Below are 22,210 nucleotides of genomic sequence, written 5' to 3'. Positions count from 1 at the left end.
GCCTCACCGGGGGCCCGGGTGGCTCGTCGAGAGCCGTGAAAAGACTCATTCCCGTCTTCGAGAATGGCGAACGGGCCGGGCGGACCCCCCGCGGCGGCGTGTCAGGCGACGGCGCGCAGCGGGGTCTGCTCGTCCAGGAGCGATTCCGCGTCGGCCAGGAAGGCGTCGATCCGCCGCAGCCGGTCGGCGGTGCGCCGCTCGATCGCGGCCAGCCGGTCGGCGCGGCGCCGGGCGTCGTCGACGATCCGGTAGGCCTGGGCACGGGCGTCGGCGGAGCGCCGGTCCGCGGCTTCCTCCGCGTCCCGGACGATCGCGGCGGCCCGCTCCCGGGCGGCCGCGACGATCCCGTCGGCTTCCGCGTGCGCCAGTTCGAGCAGGTGCCGGACGCGGTCGCCGACGGCGGCCGGGTCGGCGGGGTGCGGCACAGCCGGTCGGTGCGGGCACTCAGCTCGGCCTGGTCGGCGCGGGCCCGTTCGAGCTGCCGCGCCAGGTGCCCGGCCTCGGCGACGGCCGCGTCGCGGTCGGTGGTGAGCAGGCGGATCTCGGCGAGCAGCTCGTCGATCCGCTCGTCGACCTGCTCGCGGTCGTAGCCGCGGAAGGTCAGCGCGAAGCTCTCGGGCAGGGGCAGCGGCGCCGTCATCGGGCGACGGACGGCCGGCGCAGCAGCGCGGCGAGCTCGGCGGCGTCGCCCGCGGTCCGGAGTTTCACCGGGTCGGGCCGTCCCACGGAGTGGTCGTCTTCGTGCAGCGCGGTCACGAACCGCGCGACCCGGAGCGGCGGCGGGGCGATCGTGCGGCCGCCGAGGTAGCGCAGGACGATCAGGTCCTCGCCGGAGTGCGTCTCGATCGCCGCGGCCCAGCCGCGTTCTTCGTCCCACAGCAGGGCCACGTCGCGGTCGGGGTAGTGCGGCAGCCGGGTGTCGAGGGCGACGTAGGCCGAGACCGGGCCGTCGTGGTCGAGGGTGCAGGACTCGAGGCCGATGCCGAGCTCGGCGGTGACGTCGCGGAGGTAGCCGAGCAGCGCGGGGACGGCGGGGTGCTGGTAACCGGTCGGGAGTTCGATCGATGCGGTCACGGGGTCGGATGCCTTTCTCTGTCGGGTGCTTCCGTTCTAACATGTCATCGAAAGGATGACAAGCAGGATGTCGCCGGATAGACGACATCTCTCCGGACGACGTGCCCCAGCTAGCCCCGGCTCCCAAGCGCCCCAAGGTGGCCTTGGGTGCGTTCAACGCACCGAAGGCCACATTGGGTGCGTTGGACGCACCGAAGGCCACATTGGGGCGCTGTCCGGTTCGCCGGGATTGAGCAGCGTGCCGGCGGGGTATCCGCTTCCCGGACCGCGGAGGATCCCGCGGCGGGTTGGGGAAAGCGAGGCGGCGTTGAGCATTCTGATCGACTTCGGGCGCGACACGGAGTTCTCGTTCGAGCGGGGGTTGCGCGGTTATGTGGGAGCGGTGGCCCGGGCGGTGGGCGTGGGACTGGAGTCCTGCACGCTCGACGTGGGCACCCCCGCGGCGGCCTACATCGCGCTCGACTGGCGCCTGTCCCGCTTCCCCGGCCACGACCTGGCCCTGGTCTGGGACGAAGTCCACGGCTGGGGAGCGGCGATCGAAGACGTCAACGGCGAGGCGACGACGGTCCTGACCTACCTGGGTGGCGAGGTCCTCCCGGGACCCCGCGCGGTGGTCCGCTTCCTGGCGGCGGTCCGTGCGGACGACCCGGACGCGGGCACGCTGGAGGCCCCGGTCCTGCGCGAAGCGGGTGACCACGAGCGCCTGCTGGCCATGGTGCCCGTCTGACAGACTGGGGGACATGGGGGAACTGACGGCGGAGGCCGTGGTCGACCGGATGGTGCCGCGGACGCCGCGGTTGTCGCCCGATGGCCGGTGGGTCGTGTTCGTTGGCGCGCCGGCGGCTCGTGCCGGGGAGCATCCGGAGAGCGGGCTGTGGGTGGGGCCCGCGGACGGGAGTGAACCGCCTCGGGAGCTCGCCCCCGCTGCGGCGGAGGACGAGGAGCCGAGGTGGTCGGCCGATTCCGCGTGGGTGTACTTCCTTTCCGACCGTGCTGATCGCGGGACCGCGCAGCTGCACCGGGTGGACCGGGAGGGTGGCGCGCCGGAACAGCTGACGGACCGGAACGCGGGCGTCAGCGCCTACGTGCTGATGCCGGACCTCGGTGCGGTGGTGCTCGTCGCGGCGGAGGAGAAGGAAACGGCGGCCGATCCCCGGGTCCGGGTGGTCCGGCCGGCCGGGGCCGAGACACCCACCTGGGACACGGTCGCCCGGCCCGATCGGCTCTGGCTGCTCGACCCGCGAACTCGCGCTGTCCGTCCCCTCGGCGACTTCGGTCCCCGGCACGTCGTCGAAGCCGCCGTGCGGCCGGATGGCGGAACCCTCGCCGTGCTCACCTGGTCCGTCGCCGATCTGGAGCCCGGGCTCTTCGAACCCGGCCTCCATTTCGTCGACCCCGCCACCGGTGCCCGGCAGGATCTCGGCGTCCCGGCGTTGGAGGCCGAGTCGCTCACCTGGTGGCGCGACGAAACCGGCTGGCGCTTGGCCTACCTCGGCATCACGCCGCCCGGCCCGATCGGCGGCGACGCCATCTTCGACGCCGGCGACCACCGCAACCTCACCGCCGGGATGAGCGTCTGCCCGGTAGGCCTGGCCGGGTCCGGTGACGGCGCGCTGCTGGCCTTGTTCGCCGAAGGGCTCGACACGACGATCCGGCGCCTCGACCCCGCCACCGGCACCTTCACCGAACTCCACGGCGCGACCGGCAGCCTGCAGTACCTGAACGCGTGCGGTGGCCGGATCGCCGTCGTCGGCAGCACCGCCACCGAGCCCGAAGCCGTCCACTGTGGACCAGCCGGCGGTTCGCTCACCCGGTTGGGCGAACGGCAGCTGAGCGGGGTCCGATGGGGCACCCAGGAACGTCTGTCCTACCGCGCCGAAGACGGCCTGGAGCTCGACGGCCTCCTGATCCTCCCGCCCGGCCAGACCCGCGCGGACGGGCCCTTCCCGCTGGTCACCGTGGTCCACGGCGGCCCGAAAGACCGCTGGGCCGACCGGGCCCAGGTCGGCTGGTTCCGCTGCGGCCAGTGGCTGGCCGCGGCCGGGTTCGCGGTGTTCCTCCCGAACCCGCGCGGCGGCCTCGGCCACGGTCACGCTTTCGCGGTGAGCGTCGCCGGGGACGTCGGCGGCCCGGAGTTCACCGACCTGCTCACCGGGATCGACCTGCTCGTCGAGGCGGGCGTCGCCGACGGGAACCGGCTCGGGATCGGCGGCGGGAGCCACGGCGGCTTCATGGCCGCTTGGGCCGTCACCCAGACGGACCGCTTCAAGGCGGCCGTCGTCTCCGCGGGCGTGGTCGACTGGCCCCTGCTCGCCGCGACCGGGGAGTGGGGCCGGTTCGACCTCGCCCTCGGCGGCCGGGAGAACAGCCCGATCACCCACGCGGACCGGATCGCCACCCCCGTCCTCATCCTCCACGGCGAGGACGACACGAACGTCCCGCTCTCGCAGGCCGAGCTCCTGCACCACGCCCTCGGGGACCGGGAACACGAGTTCGTCGTCTACCCGCGGGAGGGCCACTCGATCCTCGAACGCGGCCACCAGGTCGACTTCCTGCACCGGACCCGAGCCTGGTTCTCACGCCTGCTCGCCTGACTTGAACTCCGCCTCGCCGGTGAACGAGAAGCCGTCGGTCGGAGCCTCGATCGTCAGCCGAGGCCTTCGATGATGCGGAAGTCGCGCTCGAAGCCGTCGGGGAGCGCGGCCAGTGCCTTCTGGTAGGCCGCACTCTCGTATGCGGCGGCCGCCTGTTCGAAGCTGTCGAACTCGATCAGGACGACGCGCTCGGCGATTCCGGCTTCGTGTGCGACGATCCGGCTGCCGATGCCGGCGAGCACCCGCCCGCCTGCGGCCTTGACGGCCAGGCCGGCCAGTGCGTTGTAGACATCAAGCCCTTCAGGGTCCGTGATGGTGGGGTAGACGCTGACCCAGTAGCCCTTGGGCATGGAACCTCCAGTGTTGGGATGAGTGCCGGCGGGCATTTCCGCCGGCGAACATGGCGATGTTCGGCCCGGTCGTGAGCCTGGGCCGCGGTCACCGGTCCGACCCCTCTCGGGCACGGCTTTCGAGCTCCGCCAAATGCAGCAGCGCCGGAAGGGCTGCTGTCAAGGCCTCGATCTCGTCGCCGGTGAGTTCGTCGATCAACCGCGCGTACGCGTCGACGCCCGCCTGGCGTCGCGTCCGGACGTACGACGTGCCGGCCTCGGTCAGGCACACCAGCGTGACCCGCTTGTCGGACGGATCACCCTTCCGCTCGACCAGCCCGGATTCCTCCATCACCCGGACCAGGACGGTCATCGCGGGCTGGGTGACGCCCTCGGCCACCGCCAGATCGGTGATCCGTCGCGGGCCGGTCTTGTCCAGAGTGGCCAAGGTGGTGGCGGACGTCAGGCTCATGTCGCGGGGAAGGCGTCTCACCGCCCTGGTGGCCAGACCGTAGAGGACTGACCCGATGGCTTCGGAAGCGCCGTGCGCGGCGTCTCGGCGACTCACTCGTGAAGCATAGCAGGTTTATATGAACTCTTTATGCATCTCCCGATAGACCGGGGTTGCCGGTGCTGGGCCAGTGTTGAGGTGGAGCGCGATGATCTTGCCGGGCCGTTGCGGGAGGGCGGTGGTCCTGTCTGCCGGCTCGGTTCCGTGGGCGTGCCCGCACGCCGTTTGTTCCCCGCGTGTCGTTGATTCCACAGTGGAGTGTCTACATCGGACACCTGATTCGGGCGCGGCGAAGCGCGGCGACGGCGCCGGGGCGCAGGCCGCCGAACCCCGGCGCGGCATTCAGCCGAACGGGTCAATGTGGCCGGATGGCCTGGGAGAGAAGGAAAGGCTTTCGAGCACCGCCTGGGAGCGCACGTGGACACCGGCGCGGCTGGTTGCTCAACCGTTGCCGCTCAGCATAGTGCAGCTGCACTATGCTGAGCCATCCGATGTGCACACGGTGGGACAGCACCGCGGTGCCGGCGAACGAGAAACAGGTGACGGATGAGTGGGGCAATGGTCGAAGGGACGCGCCCGGGTGCGGGAGCGGACGCTTCGGGCGTGGGCGAGGCCGGGGAGCAGGAGCTGCGCCGGCTGCTGGCCGGCCTCACCGCCGTCCGCGACGGCGACTTCGGCATCCGGCTGCCGGGCGGGGCCGACGGCCTGCTCGGCGAGATCGCCACGGTGTTCAACGGCATGGCCGACCAGCTCTCGCTGTTCACCTCCGAGGTCACCCGCGTCGCGCGGGAGGTCGGCAGCGAAGGGCAGCTGGGCGGGCAGGCGAAGGTCCCCGGCGTGTCCGGCACCTGGAAGGACCTCACCGACTCGGTGAACGCGATGGCCGGCAACCTGACCACCCAGGTCCGCGACATCGCCCAGGTGGCGACCGCGGTGGCCAAGGGCGACCTGTCGCAGAAGATCGACGTCGACGCCCGCGGGGAAATCCTCGAACTGAAGGACACCGTCAACACGATGGTGGACCAGCTGTCCTCGTTCGCGGACGAGGTCACCCGGGTGGCGCGCGAAGTGGGCAGCGAAGGCCGCCTCGGCGGCCAGGCCCAGGTGCCCGGCGTCGGCGGCGTGTGGCGCGACCTCACCGATTCGGTGAACTTCATGGCGGGCAACCTGACCGACCAGGTCCGCAACGTCGCCCAGGTGACCACGGCGGTCGCGAAGGGCGATCTTTCGCAGAAGATCACGGTCGACGCCCGGGGTGAGATCCTCGAGCTCAAGAGCACGATCAACACGATGGTGGACCAGCTGTCGTCCTTCGCGGACGAGGTCACCCGGGTGGCGCGCGAAGTGGGCACGGAGGGTCGGCTGGGCGGCCAGGCCGACGTGAAGGGGGTCTCCGGCACCTGGCGCGACCTCACCGATTCGGTGAACTTCATGGCGGGCAACCTGACCGACCAGGTCCGCAACATCGCCCAGGTCGCCACCGCGGTGGCCAAGGGCGATCTCTCGCAGAAGATCAACGTGACCGCCCGCGGCGAGGTCCTGGAGCTCAAGGACACGCTGAACACGATGGTGGATCAGCTGTCCGCGTTCGCCGACGAAGTCACGAGAGTGGCCCGCGAGGTGGGCACGGAGGGCCGGCTGGGCGGCCAGGCCGACGTCAAGGGGGTCTCCGGCACCTGGAAGGACCTCACCGAGTCGGTCAACGTCATGGCCGACAACCTCACCGCGCAGGTCCGCTCGATCGCCCAGGTCACCACCGCGGTCGCCCGCGGCGACCTGTCCCAGAAGATCCGCGTCGACGCCCGCGGCGAGATCCTCGAACTGAAGGACACCATCAACACGATGGTGGATCAGCTGTCCGCGTTCGCGGACGAGGTCACCCGGGTGGCGCGCGAGGTCGGCACCGAGGGCAACCTCGGCGGCCAGGCGACCGTCCGCGGCGTGTCCGGGACGTGGAAGAACCTCACCGACAACGTCAACGTCATGGCGTCCAACCTGACCGGCCAGGTGCGCTCGATCGCGCAGGTCGCGACGGCGGTCGCGCGCGGTGACCTGTCGGGCAAGATCACCGTCGAGGCCAAGGGCGAGGTCGCGGCACTGGCCGACGTCATCAACACGATGGTCGACACGCTGTCGGCGTTCGCGGACGAGGTCACCCGGGTTGCCCGCGAGGTGGGCACCGAGGGCATGCTCGGCGGCCAGGCGCGGGTGCCGAACGTGGCCGGCACGTGGAAGGACCTCACCGACAACGTCAACTCGATGGCGAACAACCTCACCGGGCAGGTCCGCAACATCGCCCAGGTGACCACTGCCGTCGCGCAGGGCGACCTGACCCGCAAGATCGACGTCGACGCCCGCGGCGAGATCCTCGAGCTCAAGACGACGATCAACACGATGGTCGACCAGCTCTCGGCGTTCGCCGCGGAGGTCACGCGCGTCGCGCGCGAGGTCGGCAGCGAAGGACGCCTCGGCGGCCAGGCCGAGGTCGAGGGCGTGTCGGGCACCTGGAAGCGGCTGACCGAGAACGTCAACGAGCTGGCCGGGAACCTCACCCGGCAGGTCCGAGCGATCGCCGAGGTGACCAGCGCGGTCGCCGAGGGCGACCTGACCCGCTCGATCACCGTCGACGCCTCCGGCGAGGTCGCCGAGCTGAAGGACAACATCAACTCGATGGTGGAGTCGCTGCGCGAGACGACGCGGGCGAACCAGGAGCAGGACTGGCTGAAGTCGAACCTGGCCACGATCACCGGGCTGATGCAGGGCCGCCGCGACCTCGCGGTCGTCGCGGCCGCGGTGATGGACGAGCTGGTCCCGCTGGTCAACGCCCAGTACGGGGCGTTCTACCTGGCCGACGACACCGCCGAAGTCCCCGAACTGCGGCTGGTCGGCGCCTACGGCCACCCGGACGACGGGGACGGCCCGGTGGCCCGGTTCCGGGTCGGCCAGTCGCTGGTCGGGCAGGCCGCCCGCAGCCGGCGCGCGATCGCGGTCGACGACGTGCCGCCGGGCTACGCGACGATTTCCTCCAGCCTCGGCAGCACCACGCCGGCCAGCCTGATCGTGCTGCCGATCATGGTCGAGGACCAGGTGCTCGGCGTCATCGAGCTGGCTTCGGTGCACGGCTTCACCCCGGTGCACCGGGCGTTCCTCGAGCTGCTGATGGAACAGATCGGCGTCAACGTCAACAACATCGTCGCCAACGCCCGCACCGACGAGCTGCTCGGCGAGTCGCAGCGGCTGACCGCGGAACTGCAGGCCCGTTCGGAGGAACTGCAGGCGCGGCAGGAAGAACTCCAGTCCTCGAACGCCGAGCTGGAGGAGAAGGCGGCGCTGCTGGTCACGCAGAACCGCGACATCGAGACGAAGAACCTCGAGATCGAGCAGGCGCGCCAGGAGCTGGAGGCGCGCGCCCAGCAGCTGACGATCGCGTCGAAGTACAAGTCGGAGTTCCTGGCCAACATGAGCCACGAGCTGCGCACCCCGCTCAACAGCCTGCTGATCCTCGCCCAGCTGCTCGCGCAGAACCCGACCCGCAACCTCACCGCGAAGCAGGTCGAATACGCGGGCATCATCCACTCCGCGGGCTCGGACCTGCTGCAGCTGATCAACGACATCCTCGACCTGTCGAAGGTCGAGGCCGGGAAGATGGACGTCACCCCGGAGCAGGTGTCGCTGCGCCAGCTCATCGACTACGTCGAGGCGACGTTCCGGCCGATGACCTCGCAGCGCAACCTGGACTTCCGGATCACCGTGGCCCCCGGCTCGCCGTCCGAACTGCTCACCGACGACTCGCGGCTGCGGCAGGTGCTGCGCAACCTGCTGTCCAACGCGGTCAAGTTCACCGAGGTCGGCGGGATCGAGCTGCACATCCAGCCGGTGGACGCGGAAACCCTGCCGCGGCCGCTGCGCGTGCACGGGCCCGCCGTCGCGTTCCGGGTCACCGACACCGGCATCGGGATCGCCGAGCACCAGCTCGAATCGATCTTCGGCGCGTTCCAGCAGGCCGACGGCACGACCAGCCGCAAGTACGGCGGCACCGGGCTCGGCCTGTCGATCAGCCGCGAGATCGCCCAGCTGCTGGGCGGCGCGATCACCGCCGAGAGCACGCTCGGCGAGGGCAGCACCTTCACCTTCGCGCTGCCGGTCGCGCGCCCGGACTTCGCGCAGCTGCCCGCGGGAGACCACCCCGGCACCGCCGTCGCGACGACCGAGCCCGGTGCCGCCCTCCCGGCGGCCGGACCGCGGACGCACCGGCGGCTGCTGGTCGTCGAGGAACGCCAGCACGGGCTGTTGACGCTCGTCGCCGAAAGCGCGGCGGCGGACCTGGCCGACAGCCGGGACATCGGCCTCTCGCCCGCCGACGTCGTGGTCGTGACGGCGGTCGGCACGGAGGAGGCGGCCGCTGCGCTCGCCAACGACGCTTACCACTGCGTGGTGCTCGACCTGGACCTGCCGGACCGGACCGCGTTCACCTTCCTCGACGCGATGCAGGGCGACAGCGCACTGCGGCTGGTCCCGGTGCTCGCGCACAACAGCCGCCGGCTCGACGGCGAGCTCGAACAGCTGGTGCAGTCCCGCGCGGACGTGCCGTCGCTGGAGGTGCTGTCCGGGCTGGACGAACTGCGCGAGCGGATCGCGCTGCACCTGTCGGCGGAGGAGCCCGGCGCCGTGCTGCCGCTGGTCCGCCCGGACGAGCCGGCCACGCCGGTGCCCGCGGCCGACGTCGACACCACGCTGGCCGGGCGGACGGTGCTGATCGTCGACGACGACCCGCGCAACGTCTACGCGCTGACCGGGATCCTGGAACTGCACGGGATGCACGTGCTGCACGCCGAGGACGGCCGCAAGGGCGTCGAGACGGTCGCTTCGCACCCCGGCATCGACCTGATCCTGATGGACGTGATGATGCCGGAGATGGACGGCTACACCGCCACCGCGAAGATCCGCGCGATGCCGGAGCACGCCGGGATCCCGATCGTCGCGGTGACGGCGAAGGCGATGCCGGGCGACCGCGAGAAGAGCCTGGCCTCGGGCGCGACCGACTACGTCACGAAACCGGTCGATGCGGACGACCTGATCACCCGCATCAAGCGGCACGTGACGGCGTGATCGGGGACGAGCGGCCGCCCGGTGGCGACCGGCCGGCGCTGCCCCCGCCCGCCGACGTGTCGGCCAACCTCGCGCGGCTCGCCGACACCGTCGCCCGCCTGCGCGGCGAGGTCGACCACGCGCACGCCGTCGCCGACGGCCGCGGGCTGATCGAGCTGGCCAAGGGCGTGCTGATGGAACGCCTGCACTGCACGCCGTCGGACGCGGCGAAGCAGCTCGAGTCCCTCGCCGGGCGCGCCGGGATGACGCTGCTGGAGTTCGCCGCGGACGTCGTCGGCGAGGCCGCCGAGGACCGCATCACCGAAGTGACGCAGGAGTTCCTGGCCCGTGCCGAAGGCGAAGAGTCGGTCGCGGTGCGGCTGCGGACGGCCGAAAGCGGCGTGCTCGCGGCGGGGGACACCCAGCGCGTCGCGGAGTCCATTTTGGAGCACGCGCTGCGGCCGCTCGGCGCGACCGCCGTCGCGGTGTGGCTCGCCGGGCCCGACGGGTCGCTGACGCTGGCCGGTTCGGCCGGTTTCTCCGCCGAGGAGGCGGCTCGCTGGTGCTACGTCCCGCCCGGCGTGGCCACCCCCGCCCGCAGCGCGTTGATCGAACGCGACCTCGTCTGGCTCCCCGCGCTCGCGGGTGGCGGGCTGCCGTCGATCGGGCAGCACACCCTGTCCGGCGGGCGGGTGACGGTGCCGACCGGCACCGGCGGGCGGATCATCGGCGTCGTCGAGATGTGCTGGCCGGAACCGCTGCCCGCGGAACCGGGGCGGCCGCGACGTCAGCTGGAGGCGCTGGCCGAGCTGTGCGCGCACACCCTCGACACGTGGGACGGCGTGGTCGCGCCGGTGGCCGCCGGCGGTTCCGGCGACTTCCTCGGCGAGCTGGCCGACTTCATCGACGGCCTGCACGACCCGGCCGTGCTGCTGTCGCCGTGCGTCGACGGCGGCGACCGGCTCAGCGACTTCCGCATCCACCACGCCAACGTCCGGTTCGCCGACCCGGGCGGGCGGCCGCGCAGCCGGATCGTCGGCACCCGGCTGCTGGAGACGTACCCGCTCGCCGCCGAAGAAAGCGGGCTGCTCGACAAGATCCAGCGCGTCTACGCCACCGGCGAGCCGTTCCGGGCCGACAGCATGGCGCTCACCACCCTGGTCGACCAGGTGCCGCTGACCGTGCTCACCGACATCAGCGTCACGCGCTTCGCCGGGAACGTGCTGCTGATCCTGCGCATCCAGGACGACGCGGCGAAGCTCGCCGCGCTGCTGCAGCACGCCCAGCGGCTCGGGCGGATCGGCGGCTTCGAGGAGAACGTCGTCACCGGCGCGATCACCTGGAACACCGAGCTGTTCGCGTTGTACGGGCTGCCGCCGAACGCCGCGCCGCTTTCGCTGCACGAGCTGCCCAAGCACGCGCACCCCGACGACGCGCCGGCGATCGGCCGGTTCCTGCGGGCGGTGCTGCACCACAAGCGCCCGTCGTCGACGGCGTTCCGGCTGCAGCGCTCCGACGGCGTCGCCCGGCACATCCGGGTGGTCGCCGAGCCGGTCGTCGACGGCCGCGGCGCGCTGGTCGCGGTCCGCGGTGCCTACCAGGACGTTTCGTCGCAGCACTGGACCGAGGTGGCGCTGGCCGCGACGCGGGACAGGCTGGCCGAGACCGAGCAGGAAGCGAGGGAGCGCAACCGGCTCGCGCTGCAGCTGCAGCACGCGATCATGCCGCCGGCCAAGGGCCCGATCGACATGCCGGGCCTGCGCGCGGCGGTCCGCTACCGCCCGGCGGAGAAGGAGCACCTGGTCGGCGGCGACTGGTACGACGCGGTCGCGTTGCCGACCGGCGAGGTCCTGCTGTGCGTCGGCGACGTGGCCGGCCACGGCATCGACGCGGCGACGGGGATGGTGAGCCTGCGCAACGCCCTGCGTGGTCTCGCGGCGACCGGCGCCGGCCCGGCCCAGCTGCTCACCTGGCTGAACCTGGTGGCCTACCACCTGACCGACCACGTCACGGCCACGGCGGTCGCGGCGGTCTACGACCCGGCCCACCGGAAGCTCCGGTGGGCGCGGGCGGGCCACCTGCCCCCGATCGTCCGCCACCGCGACGGCACGGCGACGACGTTGCCCCTGATCGGCGGCTCGCTCCTCGGCGCGGTCCGCGACGTGACCTACGAAGAGGAGGAGATCCAGCTGGCGGAGGGCGACATCCTGCTGATCTACACCGACGGCCTGATCGAGCGCCGCGACCGCCCGGTCCAGGATTCGGTGTCCCGCCTGGTCACCTTGGTCGACGGCCACGACGGCGGCCTCGAGCACCAGCTGGACCGGCTGCTGACCTACAGCACGGCCGACACGGACGACGACACCTGCGTCGTCGGCATCGAGGTCACGACGACGGGCCCGGTCACGGGTTGATGGCCAGGACGAGGAAGCCGGCCAGCAGCACCAGGTGCACGCCGCCCTGGAGGCGGGTTGCGCGGCCCGGTACCACCGTCAGGACGCTCACCACCACCGTCAGGGCCAGCAGGACGATCTGCGTCGAGCCCAGGCCGAGCAGGAGCTGACCCGGCAGCCACACCGACGCCAGCGCGATCGCCGGGATGGTCAGGCCGATGCTCGCGATCGCCGAGCCGTACGCGAGGTTGAGGCTGATCTGCATCCGGTCGCGCTGGGCCGCGCGGACCGCGGCGAGGGTCTCCGGCAGCAGGACCAGCAGCGCGATCACCACGCCGACGAACGACTGCGGGAACCCGGCGGCGCGCACGCCGGCTTCGATCGCCGGCGACTCCACCTTCGCCAGCCCGACCACCGCGACCAGCGCCACGACCAGCAGTGCGAGGCTGCCCAGCGCCGCGCGGTTCGACGGCGGGTCGGCGTGGTCGTCCTCCTTGACCGCGCCGTCGGCCGCGACCGGGAGGAAGAAGTCGCGGTGGCGCACCGTCTGCGTGAGCACGAACGTCCCGTACAGCGCGAGGGACGCCAGCGCCGCGAACGTCAGCTGGGTGGGGGAGAACACCGGCCCGGGGGTGCTGGAGGTGAACGCCGGCAGCACCAGGCTCAGCGTGGCCAGCGTCGCGACCGTCGCCAGCGCGGCCCCGCTGCCTTCGGAGTTGAACAACGTCGAGCCGTAGCGGCGGGCGCCGACCAGCAGCGAGATGCCGACGATGCCGTTGGTCGTGATCATGACGGCGGCGAACACCGTGTCGCGGGCGAGCGAGCCGGCCTCCGGGCCGCCGGAAACCATCATCGTGACGATCAGCGCGACCTCGATGACGGTGACCGCCACCGCGAGCACCAGTGAGCCGAACGGTTCCCCGACGCGGTGGGCGACGACCTCCGCGTGGTGCACCGCGGCCAGCACGGTCGCCCCCAGCGCGACGGCGACGACGGCGACGAAGACCGGGCCGAGGTCGCGGCCCCAGGCGAGCGCGAGCACGAGCACGCCGAGCACCGGGGTGACGGAGGTCCAGGACAGCAGGAAGGATCTCAGCGCGGCGACCATGCCTCCACCCTGACACACGATCGCGGCTTGCGCTGTCCCGTAAGGCGATGCTCACATCATCCCTTGTGGACGGTCGGTCGGCACCAGTGCGGGTGCGGTGTCCAGGACGTGCCGCCGGAAGGTTTCGCTCAGCGGCGGTCGACCTGGCGCGCGCCAACCTGCGCAACACCCCACGGCCGTAGCGAGAGCAGGTGCGGTCCATTGTGGACCGCATCCGCTTGCGCCGTCACGGCACGGTATGGCCGGTCCACTCCGGCCGCCGGACGCCGTGCAGGCCGCGGTAGGCCGCGCGCTCCGGCGGGGTCCAGCCCGTGAGGAGCTCCGCCCGTGGCCTGAAGACCTCGACGCCGATCGGGTGGCACGTCTCGAGCGGGTCGCGGGCGTCCGGGCCCCACAGCGGCACCGACAGGTCGCCGCCCGGGCAGGTGGACAACGCGCACAGCAGGTCGACCTCGGCGAAGAACTCGAAGTGGTCGCCCGGGCGGGCGGGGCTGGCCTTCATGAAGTACCGGTCCTCGTCGTTGAGGCCGGTGCACTGGAAGACGTTGAGGACATCGTGCACGTCGAACTCGGTCAGCCCGAACGGGGCGACCGCGCGGACCAGGTTCGAGTGGCAGCAGAAGTCGAAGTCCTCGCCGGTGAGCAGCCGGTTCACGTACGGGTCGCAGCGGGTGCCCAGCAGGTCGTGGACGCGGCCGCCGTCACCGTCTTCGCCGTGGCCGGCGAGGGTGTCGGCGGTGATCGTGGCCAGCGGGCGCAGGAACGGCAGGGTCGACCACAGCCGGTCGAACGTGCTGACGTGGGCGCGCTGCAGCTGGCGGGTCCGCGCGGCCCAGAACCGTTCGCGCGGGTCGTCGGCGTGCCACAGGTTGAGGTCGCCGACCTGCGGTCCGTCGACGGTGCGCAGGCGGCAGAGGTGCCCGCGCGGCACCCGCCACGCGCGTCCCGAACGGATCGGGACCTCGAACGCCTCGACGAGCTCCCGGCCGGCTTCGCCGGCGAGCCGCCGGTAGAAGGGCCGGTCGACGTCGAGGGCGCGGCCCTGGTACGCGGCTGGGGGTGAAGCCATCGGCGGTCTCCCTGGTCGGTGGGCGGGTGCCGCTTCAGGATGCCCCGGCTACGCACGGTGGTGATCGACCACTCGTTCGGCTGCTGGGGCGGCGGTGGGGTTGCCTCCTACCGTCGAGGGAATGCTCGCCGTACCGTCGTGGGAGGTGTGACCGGCGTGCTCGTGGCCCTCCAGCAAACCGGCGAAGGCCGGCCGCTCCCTCCGGCGGCGGAGCACCTGGTGGCGTTGCTGCGATCGTGGGGACCGGGCCCGGAGCACCTGACGGGGCTGGCGCTGGCGGGCATCACGCTGCCCAGCCGGCTGGGTCCCCGGTCCGTCGACGCGCTGGTGTTCACGCGGTACGGAGTGGTGGTGATCGCCGCGCACGAACCGGGCCCGGCGGAGTGGCCGGGTCCCGGGCACCGGACCGGCGCGGTGGTGTCGGCGACGAAAGGCGCGCTCGCCGCGCACGAGGGTGGCCGGCACGTGACAGGCCTGGTCGCGGTCGTCCCGCCGGCGGGACCGCGGGAACCGGACACGCCGGGGGCAGAACCGCCCGGCAGCCCGACGGCACCGGCACTGCACTGGCCCGAGCCGGCGGCCGTCCCCGGCGTGGCCGTCGTCCTCGCCGACTCCCGTGGCCTGCGGCGGATCATCGCCCAGCACAACCGGTGGCGGACCGTCTGGTCGGCCGACGACGTGCTCGACGCCTGCTACGCGCTGTCCCTGGCGCACCTCGCCCCGCCGCGGTCGGCGCTGATCGCCGACGGGTTCCCGGCGCGGCTTCCGGCGCCGTCCCGGCTGCCCGAACTGCCCGCCGTCGTGCCGGTGCCGCCCGACCCCGCGCCGCCCGTGGCGGCCGACGACGATCCGGGCCCCTGGATCCCGGCGCCGCGCGGGCCGGGATCGGCGGTCTTCCCGCGGCAACGGCCGATCCGGCAGGTTCCCTGGGGCCTGCTCTTCGTGCTCACGGTGCTCGTCGCGGCCGGGGTGGTCGCCGCGGTGTTCGTCAACCAGGTCTTCCACGGCTCCTGAGCTGCCACGATCCTTTCGCGTCAGCTAGGCCATCTGCACCGTTTCCCCGGCGCGTCCGCTGGGCACCTCCCGGTAGACGTGAAAGGGGTTCACGATGCCGCGCACCCGAGCGCTTGTCCTGCTCGCCGTCCTCGCCGGTGCCTCCCTCACCGGGTGCAAGCTCGCCGACGAACTGGCGTCCGGGGCCGGACCCGTGACGCAGGCGCCCGGCACGGTCGCCGCCCCGCGGGTCGCGCCCGCCGAGGCGCGCAGCGAACTGGCGGCGCTGAAGGTCGCCGTGCGTGGCACGATGGACGGCTACAGCCGCGACGAGTTCCCGCACTGGGACAAGGTCGACGCGAACTGCGACGTCCGGGAGCAGGTGCTCAAGCGCGACGGCAAGGACGTCCAGACCGATGCGCAGTGCGCCGCGAAGTCCGGTACCTGGGTCAGCCCCTACGACGGCGAGACCTGGCACAAGGCGTCCGATGTGGACATCGACCACATGGTCCCGCTCGGCCAGGCCTGGATCAGCGGCGCGAAGAGCTGGACCCGGGAGCGGCGTGAGCAGTTCGCGAACGACCTCGTCCGCCCGCAGCTGAGGGCGGTCACCGACAACGTCAACGTGCAGAAGAGCGACAAGGCTCCCGACGCGTGGAAGCCGCCGCTGGTGTCGTACTGGTGCGCCTACGCCACGGACTGGATCGTCGTCAAGCGCAACTACGGCCTGACGATCACCGTGCCGGAGAAGACGGCGCTGGAGTCGATGCTGCAGCGCTGCTAGAACGAGCGGGCCGCCGCGACCGCCTGCCCGGTGTAGGACTGTCCGAACAGGACGGTGTGCACCAGCAGCGGGAACAGCTGGTGCAGCCCGATCCGGTCGCGCCAGCCGTCCGCCAGGGGCGTCGCCTCTTCGTAGGCGGCTATGACGCGGTCGAGGTGCGGGCAGCCGAACAGGTGCAGCATCGCCAGGTCCGTCTCGCGGTGCCCGCCGTGGGCGGCCGGGTCGATCAGCCACGCCTCGCGCCCGTCCCACAGGACGTTGCCGTTCCAGAGGTCGCCGTGCAGCCGGGCGGGCGGCTCGGCCGACGCCGGGATCCGTGCGCAGGCCCGCTCGAACAACGTCGCTTCGGACGGCCCGAACGTCCCCGCGTCCACCGCCAGCCGGACGTAGGGCAGCACGCGGTCGGAGGCGTACCAGGACGCCCAGTCGCCGGCCGGGACGTTCGCCATCGGCGCCCGGCCGATCCACGCGTCCGCGGGTCCGTCCGGCGGCGGCGCGCCGAACGCCGGAGCGCCCGCGGCGTGCAAGCCGGCCAGCCCGCGGCCGAACCGTTCCGCCGCCGGGGCCGACGGACGACCGGCCGGGACGCGATCGAGGACGAGCCGGTCCCGGTCGTGGCGGTGCACCGCGGGCACCGCCACCGTGCCCGCGGCAGCCAGCCAGCGCAGGCCGGCCGCCTCGGCCGCCGCCGCGCCGGGAGCGTGACCGCGCTTGACCACCACCTCGCGGCCGTCGTCGAGGACGGCTTCACGGACGTCTCCGGACTCGCTCATGTTCCGCACGGTACCGGCGCGCTACGGTGGTCGCCGTGAACAAGGGGGAACGACGGTGACGGTGCAGGTCCGGGAATTCGACCAGCTGCTCGGCGCGCTGGCGGAGGTCCAGCGCGCGGAGGCGCGCGACTACTCGTCGTTCAGCGTGCGCGGCAAGCGGTTCGGCTACTTCTGGCCGCGGACCCGGACCGTCGGTCTCAAGCAGACCGTCTCTGAGCAGCTCGCGCTGGTCTCGGAACGCCCGGACGTGTTCGAGGTGCAGTTCACCGCCGGCGGCTTCGGCTGGGTGGTGGTCCACCTCGACGGCATCGACGCCGACGAACTCGCCGAGCTCCTCTACGAGGCCTGGCGGCTCTCGGCCCCGGAGGAGCTCGCCGTGGAAGTGCCCTTCACCAGGATCGCCCGCGCGTAACGCGGGTCCCTGAAGCGCCCCAAGGTGGCCTTCGGTGCGTTCAACGCACCGAAGGCCACCTTGGATGCGTTGAACGCAACCAAGGCCACCTTGGGGCGCTCGTGAGGAGTGCGCGCGGCAACGTCCGGGTGTACGGATCTTGTACGGCGCCTTGCGAGCGTGGTCCTTCCGACAGGGAGGACGACATGGCCCCGAAGTTCAAGGCGCTCACCGCGGCCATCGGCGCGTTGCTCGCGCTGGCCGGCAGCGGCGTCGCGCACGCGGCGCCGTCGGCGGTGACCGCCGACGCCACCGGCATGGAAGCGATCTTCAACAACCCGCCCGAGAACGGCGACCGCGACCACTCGATCGAAACGCGGCTGGTCCAGCTGGCCAACGGCACCCCGGCCGGCGCGGAGATCCACATCTCCCTCTTCAGCTGGACCCGGCCCGCGCTCGCCGAGGCGATCAAGGCGGCGCAGGCCCGCGGCGTCAAGGTGCGGATCGCGCTCGACGGCGCCGCGGACGACGACCCGGCCAACACCGCGATGCCGATCCTCAAGTCCGCCGGGCTCACCCAGCTGGTCTTCTGCGGCACCGGCGGCCTCAACACCGGGTGCATCGCCCACGACGGCAGCCCGCACTCGATCAACCACGACAAGCTGTGGATGTTCTCCGAGACCGAGGGCAAGAAGGACGTCGTCGTCATCGGCTCGCACAACCTGACCTCGGTGCAGGGCAACATGTTCAACAACGCCCTGCTCGTCCACGGCGACGCCGGCCTGTACGGCTTCTACCGCGGGCACGTGCAGAAGATGCTGGCGCAGAAGAAGGACAACAACTACTTCGACAACGCCGGCTACCACAAGACCTTGACCACCATGGTCACCAGCTACCTTTCGCCGCGCGCCGACTCCAAGGGCGGTGCTTCGGAGGAGTTCGCCACCGACACGTGGGCGCAGCTGCTGAAGTACATCACGAAGTACGAGGCGGGCTGCTCGCTCAACGTCGTGCAGGCCAACATCGCCGACTCGCGCACCCCGGTCGTCACCGAGCTGGTCCGCATCGCCAAGCTGGGCTGCCAGGTCCGGATCGTCTACGACGACATGGGCACCGCGGCGCTGGCCGCCCTCAAGGGCAAGGCGAACGTGACGCTCAAGCGGTACCGCACGATCGCGACCGACCGCGAGATCACCGTGCACTCGAAGTACATGCTCTACACGGGCAACTACAGCGAGAAGGCCGGCCGTTCGCTCGTCTTCACCGGCTCGCACAACATCTCCGGCGCGGCCCTTCGCGACAACGACGAGATCCTGATCAAGGTGGAGAACGCCGGGATCAGCGCAGCCTACCAGGACAACTTCGGCACCATCCTGGCCCGCGCCAGGTGCTCGGCCCCGGCCGCCTGCTGACGCTCAGCCCGCCGAGCTCGCGAGGGTGCGTGCCGCCCGGGTTTCCAGGGGGCGGTAGCCCGCCTGGGCGGCGAGCTTGACCGCCGCTTCGCCGTGGGTGCGCGCCAGTTCGGCGTCACCCACGGCGAGTGCCGCTTCGGCGAGGCCGGTCAGCGCCGCGGCTTCGCACCACGTGAAGCTCGTTTCGCGGGCGATGTCCAGTGCGGCCGTCAGGTGCGTGGCCGCGTCCGCGGCGCGGTCCAGCCGGAGACAGGTTTCCCCGAGTGCGGCCAGCGCCGACGCCTCGGTGCCGCGGTCGCCGATGCGGCGGGTCAGTTCCACCGCTTCGCCCGCGTCGGCGAGAGCACGGGTGCCGTCGCCCGCCCTGGCCTCCATGACCGCGCGGCCGGACAACGCCGCCGCTTCGCCGTACTGGTAGCCGAGTTCCCGGTTGGCCGTCAGGGCCCGCTCGTAGAACTCTGCCGCGACGGCGTTCCCGAGGTCGCGGTGGACGTGCCCGAGGTCGACCAGCAGCACGGCCACGCTGAACCGCGCGCCGTCGCGTTCGGCGATCTCGAGCGCGCGGCCGAAGTGGCCGAGCGCGGCGTCGAAGTCGCCGATCTGGCCGCAGGCGAACCCGAGGTTGGCCAGTGCCATCGTGATGCCCGGCATGGCGGCTTCTTCGCACAGCCGCAACGCTTCCAGGCCGCACGCGATCGCCTCGTGCGCGTCGCCGAGGCGCTGGTGCACGGCGCTGAGGTTGTTGAGCGCCGCGGCGCGGCCGGCCGGCCACTCCGCCGCCAGCCCGTCGGCCAGTACCGTCGTCAGGTGCTGCCGGGCTTCGGCGTAGCGGCCGCTGTTGACCCCGGCGAGCGCGATCGACAGCCGCATCGCCGCCTGGGCCTGGCGATCCCCGGCGGCCAGTGCGGCGGTGAGCGCCGTCGTGGCCGTGTCGACCCACTCCGTGTGGTGGCCGCGGTGGTGGAAGAACGCCCGCAGCGCGTCGGCCAGGTGCCACGCGTACTCGTGCGGGCCGCGGTCCGCCGCGTGCTCGACGGCGGCGGCGAGGTTCGGCCACTCCGTGTCCAGCCAGGCCAGCGCGTCCTCGGTGCCCTCGAACACCTGCTCCGGTTCGGGCCGGGGGAGCCGGAGGAAGTGGGGGATCAGCAGCCGCCCGGCCGCGTCGGCCGTCGCGAGGTAGTGGTCGAACAGCCGTCGCCGCGCCGCGTCCCCGTCGGCGGCGGTGTCGTCGGCCGCGACCCGCCCGCCCGCGTAGCTGCGCAGCAGGTCGTGGAAGCGGTAGCGGCCGGGCAGGTGCCGTTCGACGAGGTTGGCCGCGGCGAGGGCCTTGAGCTGCCGGCCCGCGCGGCCCTCGGCGACCGCGGCGAGCCGCGCGGCCGCCGTCGCGGTGAACGTCTGGCCCGGGACCAGCGCGAGCCGCCGGAACAGCAGGCGGTGCTCGGCGGGCAAGGCCCGGTACGACACGGAGAACGCCGTGGTGACCGCGCTTTCTTCGGCACCGTCGACGCTGAACCCGGCGAGGGGATCGCCGTCGCCGAGTTCCCTGGCCAGCTCGGCGATGCCGGACACGTCGCCGGCGGCGAGGTTCGCCGCGGCCAGCCGCAGCGCCAGCGGGAGGTGCCCGCACAGCCGGGCCAGCTCCGCCGCCGCGGCCGGCTCGGCGGCGACCGCGGGCGGCCCGAGCACGGTTTCCAGCAGCTGCCGGGAATCCTCGGCGGGCAGCACGGACAGCGGCACCGCCCGCGCGCCGGTGCGGGCGATCAGGTCGCCGAGCCGCTGGCGGCTGGTGACCAGCACCGTGCCCGACGGCGGCAGCAGCGGCGTCACCTGGGCGCTGTCGCGGGCGTTGTCGAGCAGGACGAGCACCTGCCGGTCGGCCAGCAGCGAGCGCCACAGCGCGGTGCGGCCGTCCGGGTCCGGCGGGATCGCGCGTGGGTCGGTGCCCAGCGCCCGCAGCAGCTGCGCGGCCGCGACGGCCGGGGTGAGCGGCTCGTGGTCCGGGTCGAACCCGCGCAGGTCGAGGTAGAGCTGGCCGTCGGCGAACCGGTCGCGGACGCGGTGCGCCCAGCGGACGGCGAGCGCGGTCTTCCCGACACCCGCGGTGCCGGTGACCACGCGGATGTCCGGCCCGGGACCGGCGTCGGCCGGCTCGTCGAGCCGGGCCAGCTCGGCGGCGCGGCCGGTGAAGCCGCGGACGTCGTGGGGCAGCTGGGCCGGCCGCACCGGTTCGGGTGCCGGCTCCGGCGTCGAGTCGAGCGCCGGGTCGGCGGCGAGGATCGCGGCTTCGAGCCGGGACAGCTCCGGCGACGGGTCGAGCCCGAGCTCGGCGACGAGCCGGGCGCGCAGGCCGCGGAACGCGGCGAGGGCGGCGTCGGTGCGGCCCTCGCGGTGCAGGGCCAGCATGAGCTGGCCGACGAACCGCTGCCGCAACGGGTGCGCGGCGACCAGCGTCGTCAGCTCGGCGAGCACGGCACGGCCCCGGCCGAGCCGCAGCTGCGCGTCGATGCGGTCTTCCAGCGCGCTCGAGCGGGCTTCGGTGAGCCCGGCGAGCAGGACGCCGGCGACGTCGGCGGAGGCGGCCCCGGCGAGAGCGTCGCCCCGCCAGAGCGCGAGGGCTTCGTCGAACAGCTCGACGGCGGTCTCGTCGCCGGCCGCACGGGCCCGGCGGACGAGGGCGGTGAAGCGGTGGGCGTCGATCGTGGCCGGGTCGGCGCGCAGGACGTACCCGTGCCCCTCGGTGACGAGCTCGGGGCCGCCGGCGGCGCGGAACACCGCACGCAGCCGCGAGACCAGGGCCTGGACGGTGTTGCGCGCGCTGGCCGGGGGATCGTCGGGCCAGAGCAGGTCGACGAGGTTCTCCAGGGTGACCGGGCGCGGGGTCTCGAGGAGCAGGACGGCGAGCACCAGCCGCTGCTTGCGGGAGCCGAGATCGACCGGGGCACCGTCCGCGGTCGCCTCGACGGCGCCGAGGACGCGGAACTCCACCCGGTCACCTCCGTTCACCCGATCGTGGCGTGCAAGCGTACTGCAAGCGTGGTGCAGGCCCGGTCCGCCATCCTGGCGGGGCTGCGGACACGCCCCGACGATGTCCGCGGCCGGCTCGGCCGCCGGGAAACCGGCGGATTCGGCTGTCGTTGGTTCACGCGCGGCACGAGCTGGGGGTAGGACCACCACGGCGATCCCTCCACGGTCGCCGTGGTGGCCCTTGTGCGGTTGCTGCCCGGGGCAGCTTCCGCCGGGTGCGGTAACTCCGGGAGCTGGTCGCGGACCGTGACCACCACCGCGCTCCGGTGGCGGCCCGTCCCGGCTCGACGCAGAATGCGCGCATGCAGCCGACGGTCGTCCGGGTGGCGCGCCTGTCCGACCCGGCCGGGCCCGCCGACGGCGTCCGCGTGCTCGTCGAGCGGCTCTGGCCCCGCGGCACCGCCCGCACGGCGGTGGTCCTCGACGGCTGGTACCGCGGCCTGGCCCCGTCCGACGAGCTGCGCACCTGGTACGGCCACGACCCCGGCCGGTTCGCGGAGTTCGCCGAGCGCTACCGCGCCGAGCTGCGCGAACCCGAGCGGCAGGCGGCGCTGGAACGGTTGCGCGAGCTCGCCGGAGACGGCCCGGTGACCCTGCTGACGGCCAGCGGATCCCCCTCGATCAGCCAGGCGGCCGTGCTGGCGGCGGTGCTCACCGGAGAGTGAGC

Annotated in this window: 17 protein-coding genes; 9 read left to right on the top strand and 8 right to left on the bottom strand. The window is 72.7% G+C overall.

Annotation, left to right across the window (positions count from 1 at the left end):
- Positions 1–101: 101 nt before the first annotated feature.
- Both ACLJQE_RS28900 and ACLJQE_RS28895 read right to left on the bottom strand, forming a co-directional pair.
- Positions 102–425, bottom strand: coding sequence for a hypothetical protein (locus ACLJQE_RS28900; RefSeq protein WP_410642576.1), 324 nt, complete (start codon positions 423–425; stop codon positions 102–104).
- 211 nt (positions 426–636) lie between these two features.
- Positions 637–1,074, bottom strand: a complete 438-nt coding sequence (locus ACLJQE_RS28895) for a DUF6292 family protein (RefSeq protein ID WP_410642574.1) — start codon at positions 1,072–1,074, stop codon at positions 637–639.
- 307 nt (positions 1,075–1,381) lie between these two features.
- Here ACLJQE_RS28895 and ACLJQE_RS28890 point away from each other — a divergent pair, with 307 nt between their 5' ends.
- Together ACLJQE_RS28890 and ACLJQE_RS28885 are read left to right on the top strand one after the other, a co-directional pair.
- Positions 1,382–1,801 carry a DUF6292 family protein gene (locus tag ACLJQE_RS28890; RefSeq protein WP_410642572.1) on the top strand — a complete coding sequence of 140 codons (420 nt, stop codon included), beginning with the start codon at positions 1,382–1,384 and terminating at the stop codon, positions 1,799–1,801.
- Between the two features lie 13 nt (positions 1,802–1,814).
- Positions 1,815–3,668 carry a S9 family peptidase gene (locus tag ACLJQE_RS28885; RefSeq protein ID WP_410642570.1) on the top strand — a complete coding sequence of 618 codons (1,854 nt, stop codon included), beginning with the start codon at positions 1,815–1,817 and terminating at the stop codon, positions 3,666–3,668.
- A gap of 53 nt (positions 3,669–3,721) precedes the next feature.
- Here the strand turns inward: ACLJQE_RS28885 and ACLJQE_RS28880 are convergent, their stop codons facing one another.
- A complete protein-coding gene (locus ACLJQE_RS28880; RefSeq protein ID WP_410642568.1) occupies positions 3,722–4,018 on the bottom strand; it encodes a DUF1330 domain-containing protein in 297 nt (98 codons plus the stop codon).
- 88 nt (positions 4,019–4,106) lie between these two features.
- Entirely contained in the window at positions 4,107–4,565 is a 459-nt protein-coding gene (locus ACLJQE_RS28875; RefSeq protein WP_410642566.1) for a MarR family winged helix-turn-helix transcriptional regulator, read from the bottom strand.
- Between the two features lie 501 nt (positions 4,566–5,066).
- Here ACLJQE_RS28875 and ACLJQE_RS28870 point away from each other — a divergent pair.
- Positions 5,067–9,617, top strand: coding sequence for a HAMP domain-containing protein (locus ACLJQE_RS28870; RefSeq protein ID WP_410642830.1), 4,551 nt, complete (start codon positions 5,067–5,069; stop codon positions 9,615–9,617).
- Entirely contained in the window at positions 9,614–12,010 is a 2,397-nt protein-coding gene (locus tag ACLJQE_RS28865) for a SpoIIE family protein phosphatase (RefSeq protein WP_410642565.1), read from the top strand. Before ACLJQE_RS28870 ends, ACLJQE_RS28865 begins: the two co-directional genes overlap by 4 nt.
- Here ACLJQE_RS28865 and ACLJQE_RS28860 read toward each other — a convergent pair.
- On the bottom strand, positions 12,000–13,097 hold the full coding sequence (locus ACLJQE_RS28860; protein WP_410642564.1) for a calcium:proton antiporter: 1,098 nt from the start codon (positions 13,095–13,097) through the stop codon (positions 12,000–12,002). The genes ACLJQE_RS28865 and ACLJQE_RS28860 overlap by 11 nt on opposite strands.
- A 226-nt stretch (positions 13,098–13,323) precedes the next feature.
- Positions 13,324–14,166 (bottom strand): urea carboxylase-associated family protein, encoded by an 843-nt coding sequence (locus ACLJQE_RS28855; protein ID WP_410642563.1) that lies wholly within the window; start codon positions 14,164–14,166, stop codon positions 13,324–13,326.
- A gap of 147 nt (positions 14,167–14,313) precedes the next feature.
- Between ACLJQE_RS28855 and ACLJQE_RS28850 the strand changes: the two genes are divergently transcribed.
- Both ACLJQE_RS28850 and ACLJQE_RS28845 read left to right on the top strand, forming a co-directional pair.
- The gene (locus ACLJQE_RS28850; RefSeq protein ID WP_410642562.1) at positions 14,314–15,180 is read left to right on the top strand and encodes a hypothetical protein; all 867 of its coding nucleotides are present in this window, start codon (positions 14,314–14,316) and stop codon (positions 15,178–15,180) included.
- Positions 15,181–15,274: 94 nt separating this feature from the next.
- Entirely contained in the window at positions 15,275–15,943 is a 669-nt protein-coding gene (locus ACLJQE_RS28845; protein ID WP_410642561.1) for an HNH endonuclease family protein, read from the top strand.
- On the opposite strand, the gene ACLJQE_RS28840 is transcribed toward ACLJQE_RS28845, so the two are convergent.
- On the bottom strand, positions 15,940–16,716 hold the full coding sequence (locus ACLJQE_RS28840; RefSeq protein ID WP_410642560.1) for a fructosamine kinase family protein: 777 nt from the start codon (positions 16,714–16,716) through the stop codon (positions 15,940–15,942). The two genes, ACLJQE_RS28845 and ACLJQE_RS28840, sit on opposite strands and share 4 nt — an antisense overlap.
- 55 nt (positions 16,717–16,771) lie before the next feature.
- Between ACLJQE_RS28840 and ACLJQE_RS28835 the strand changes: the two genes are divergently transcribed.
- Both ACLJQE_RS28835 and ACLJQE_RS28830 read left to right on the top strand, forming a co-directional pair.
- Positions 16,772–17,128, top strand: coding sequence for an MmcQ/YjbR family DNA-binding protein (locus tag ACLJQE_RS28835; RefSeq protein WP_410642559.1), 357 nt, complete (start codon positions 16,772–16,774; stop codon positions 17,126–17,128).
- A gap of 185 nt (positions 17,129–17,313) precedes the next feature.
- Positions 17,314–18,519: a phospholipase D-like domain-containing protein gene (locus ACLJQE_RS28830; protein ID WP_410642558.1), complete on the top strand. Its 1,206-nt coding sequence runs from the start codon at positions 17,314–17,316 to the stop codon at positions 18,517–18,519.
- Positions 18,520–18,522: 3 nt separating this feature from the next.
- On the opposite strand, the gene ACLJQE_RS28825 is transcribed toward ACLJQE_RS28830, so the two are convergent.
- Positions 18,523–21,504 (bottom strand): BTAD domain-containing putative transcriptional regulator, encoded by a 2,982-nt coding sequence (locus ACLJQE_RS28825; protein ID WP_410642557.1) that lies wholly within the window; start codon positions 21,502–21,504, stop codon positions 18,523–18,525.
- Positions 21,505–21,845: 341 nt separating this feature from the next.
- On the opposite strand from ACLJQE_RS28825, the gene ACLJQE_RS28820 reads away from it, so the two are divergent.
- A complete protein-coding gene (locus ACLJQE_RS28820) occupies positions 21,846–22,208 on the top strand; it encodes a DUF488 domain-containing protein (protein ID WP_410642556.1) in 363 nt (120 codons plus the stop codon).
- Positions 22,209–22,210 lie beyond the last annotated feature (2 nt).

This window comes from Amycolatopsis sp. lyj-346 (assembly GCF_046548975.1).
Taxonomy (GTDB): Bacteria; Actinomycetota; Actinomycetes; order Mycobacteriales; family Pseudonocardiaceae; genus Amycolatopsis.
The sequence above is the reverse complement of the archived record's forward strand: the minus strand, read 5'-3'. Positions and strand labels throughout refer to the sequence as shown.

What these genes read in the sequence shown, in the direction of transcription:
- ACLJQE_RS28885 (WP_410642570.1), top strand. Translation starts at nt 1,815, where the DNA reads ATGGGGGAACTGACGGCGGAGGCCGTGGTCGACCGGATGGTGCCGCGG.
- ACLJQE_RS28880 (WP_410642568.1), bottom strand. Translation starts at nt 4,018, where the DNA reads ATGCCCAAGGGCTACTGGGTCAGCGTCTACCCCACCATCACGGACCCT.
- ACLJQE_RS28870 (WP_410642830.1), top strand. Translation starts at nt 5,067, where the DNA reads ATGGTCGAAGGGACGCGCCCGGGTGCGGGAGCGGACGCTTCGGGCGTG.
- ACLJQE_RS28860 (WP_410642564.1), bottom strand. Translation starts at nt 13,097, where the DNA reads ATGGTCGCCGCGCTGAGATCCTTCCTGCTGTCCTGGACCTCCGTCACC.
- ACLJQE_RS28855 (WP_410642563.1), bottom strand. Translation starts at nt 14,166, where the DNA reads ATGGCTTCACCCCCAGCCGCGTACCAGGGCCGCGCCCTCGACGTCGAC.
- ACLJQE_RS28845 (WP_410642561.1), top strand. Translation starts at nt 15,275, where the DNA reads ATGCCGCGCACCCGAGCGCTTGTCCTGCTCGCCGTCCTCGCCGGTGCC.
- ACLJQE_RS28840 (WP_410642560.1), bottom strand. Translation starts at nt 16,716, where the DNA reads ATGAGCGAGTCCGGAGACGTCCGTGAAGCCGTCCTCGACGACGGCCGC.
- ACLJQE_RS28830 (WP_410642558.1), top strand. Translation starts at nt 17,314, where the DNA reads ATGGCCCCGAAGTTCAAGGCGCTCACCGCGGCCATCGGCGCGTTGCTC.
- ACLJQE_RS28820 (WP_410642556.1), top strand. Translation starts at nt 21,846, where the DNA reads ATGCAGCCGACGGTCGTCCGGGTGGCGCGCCTGTCCGACCCGGCCGGG.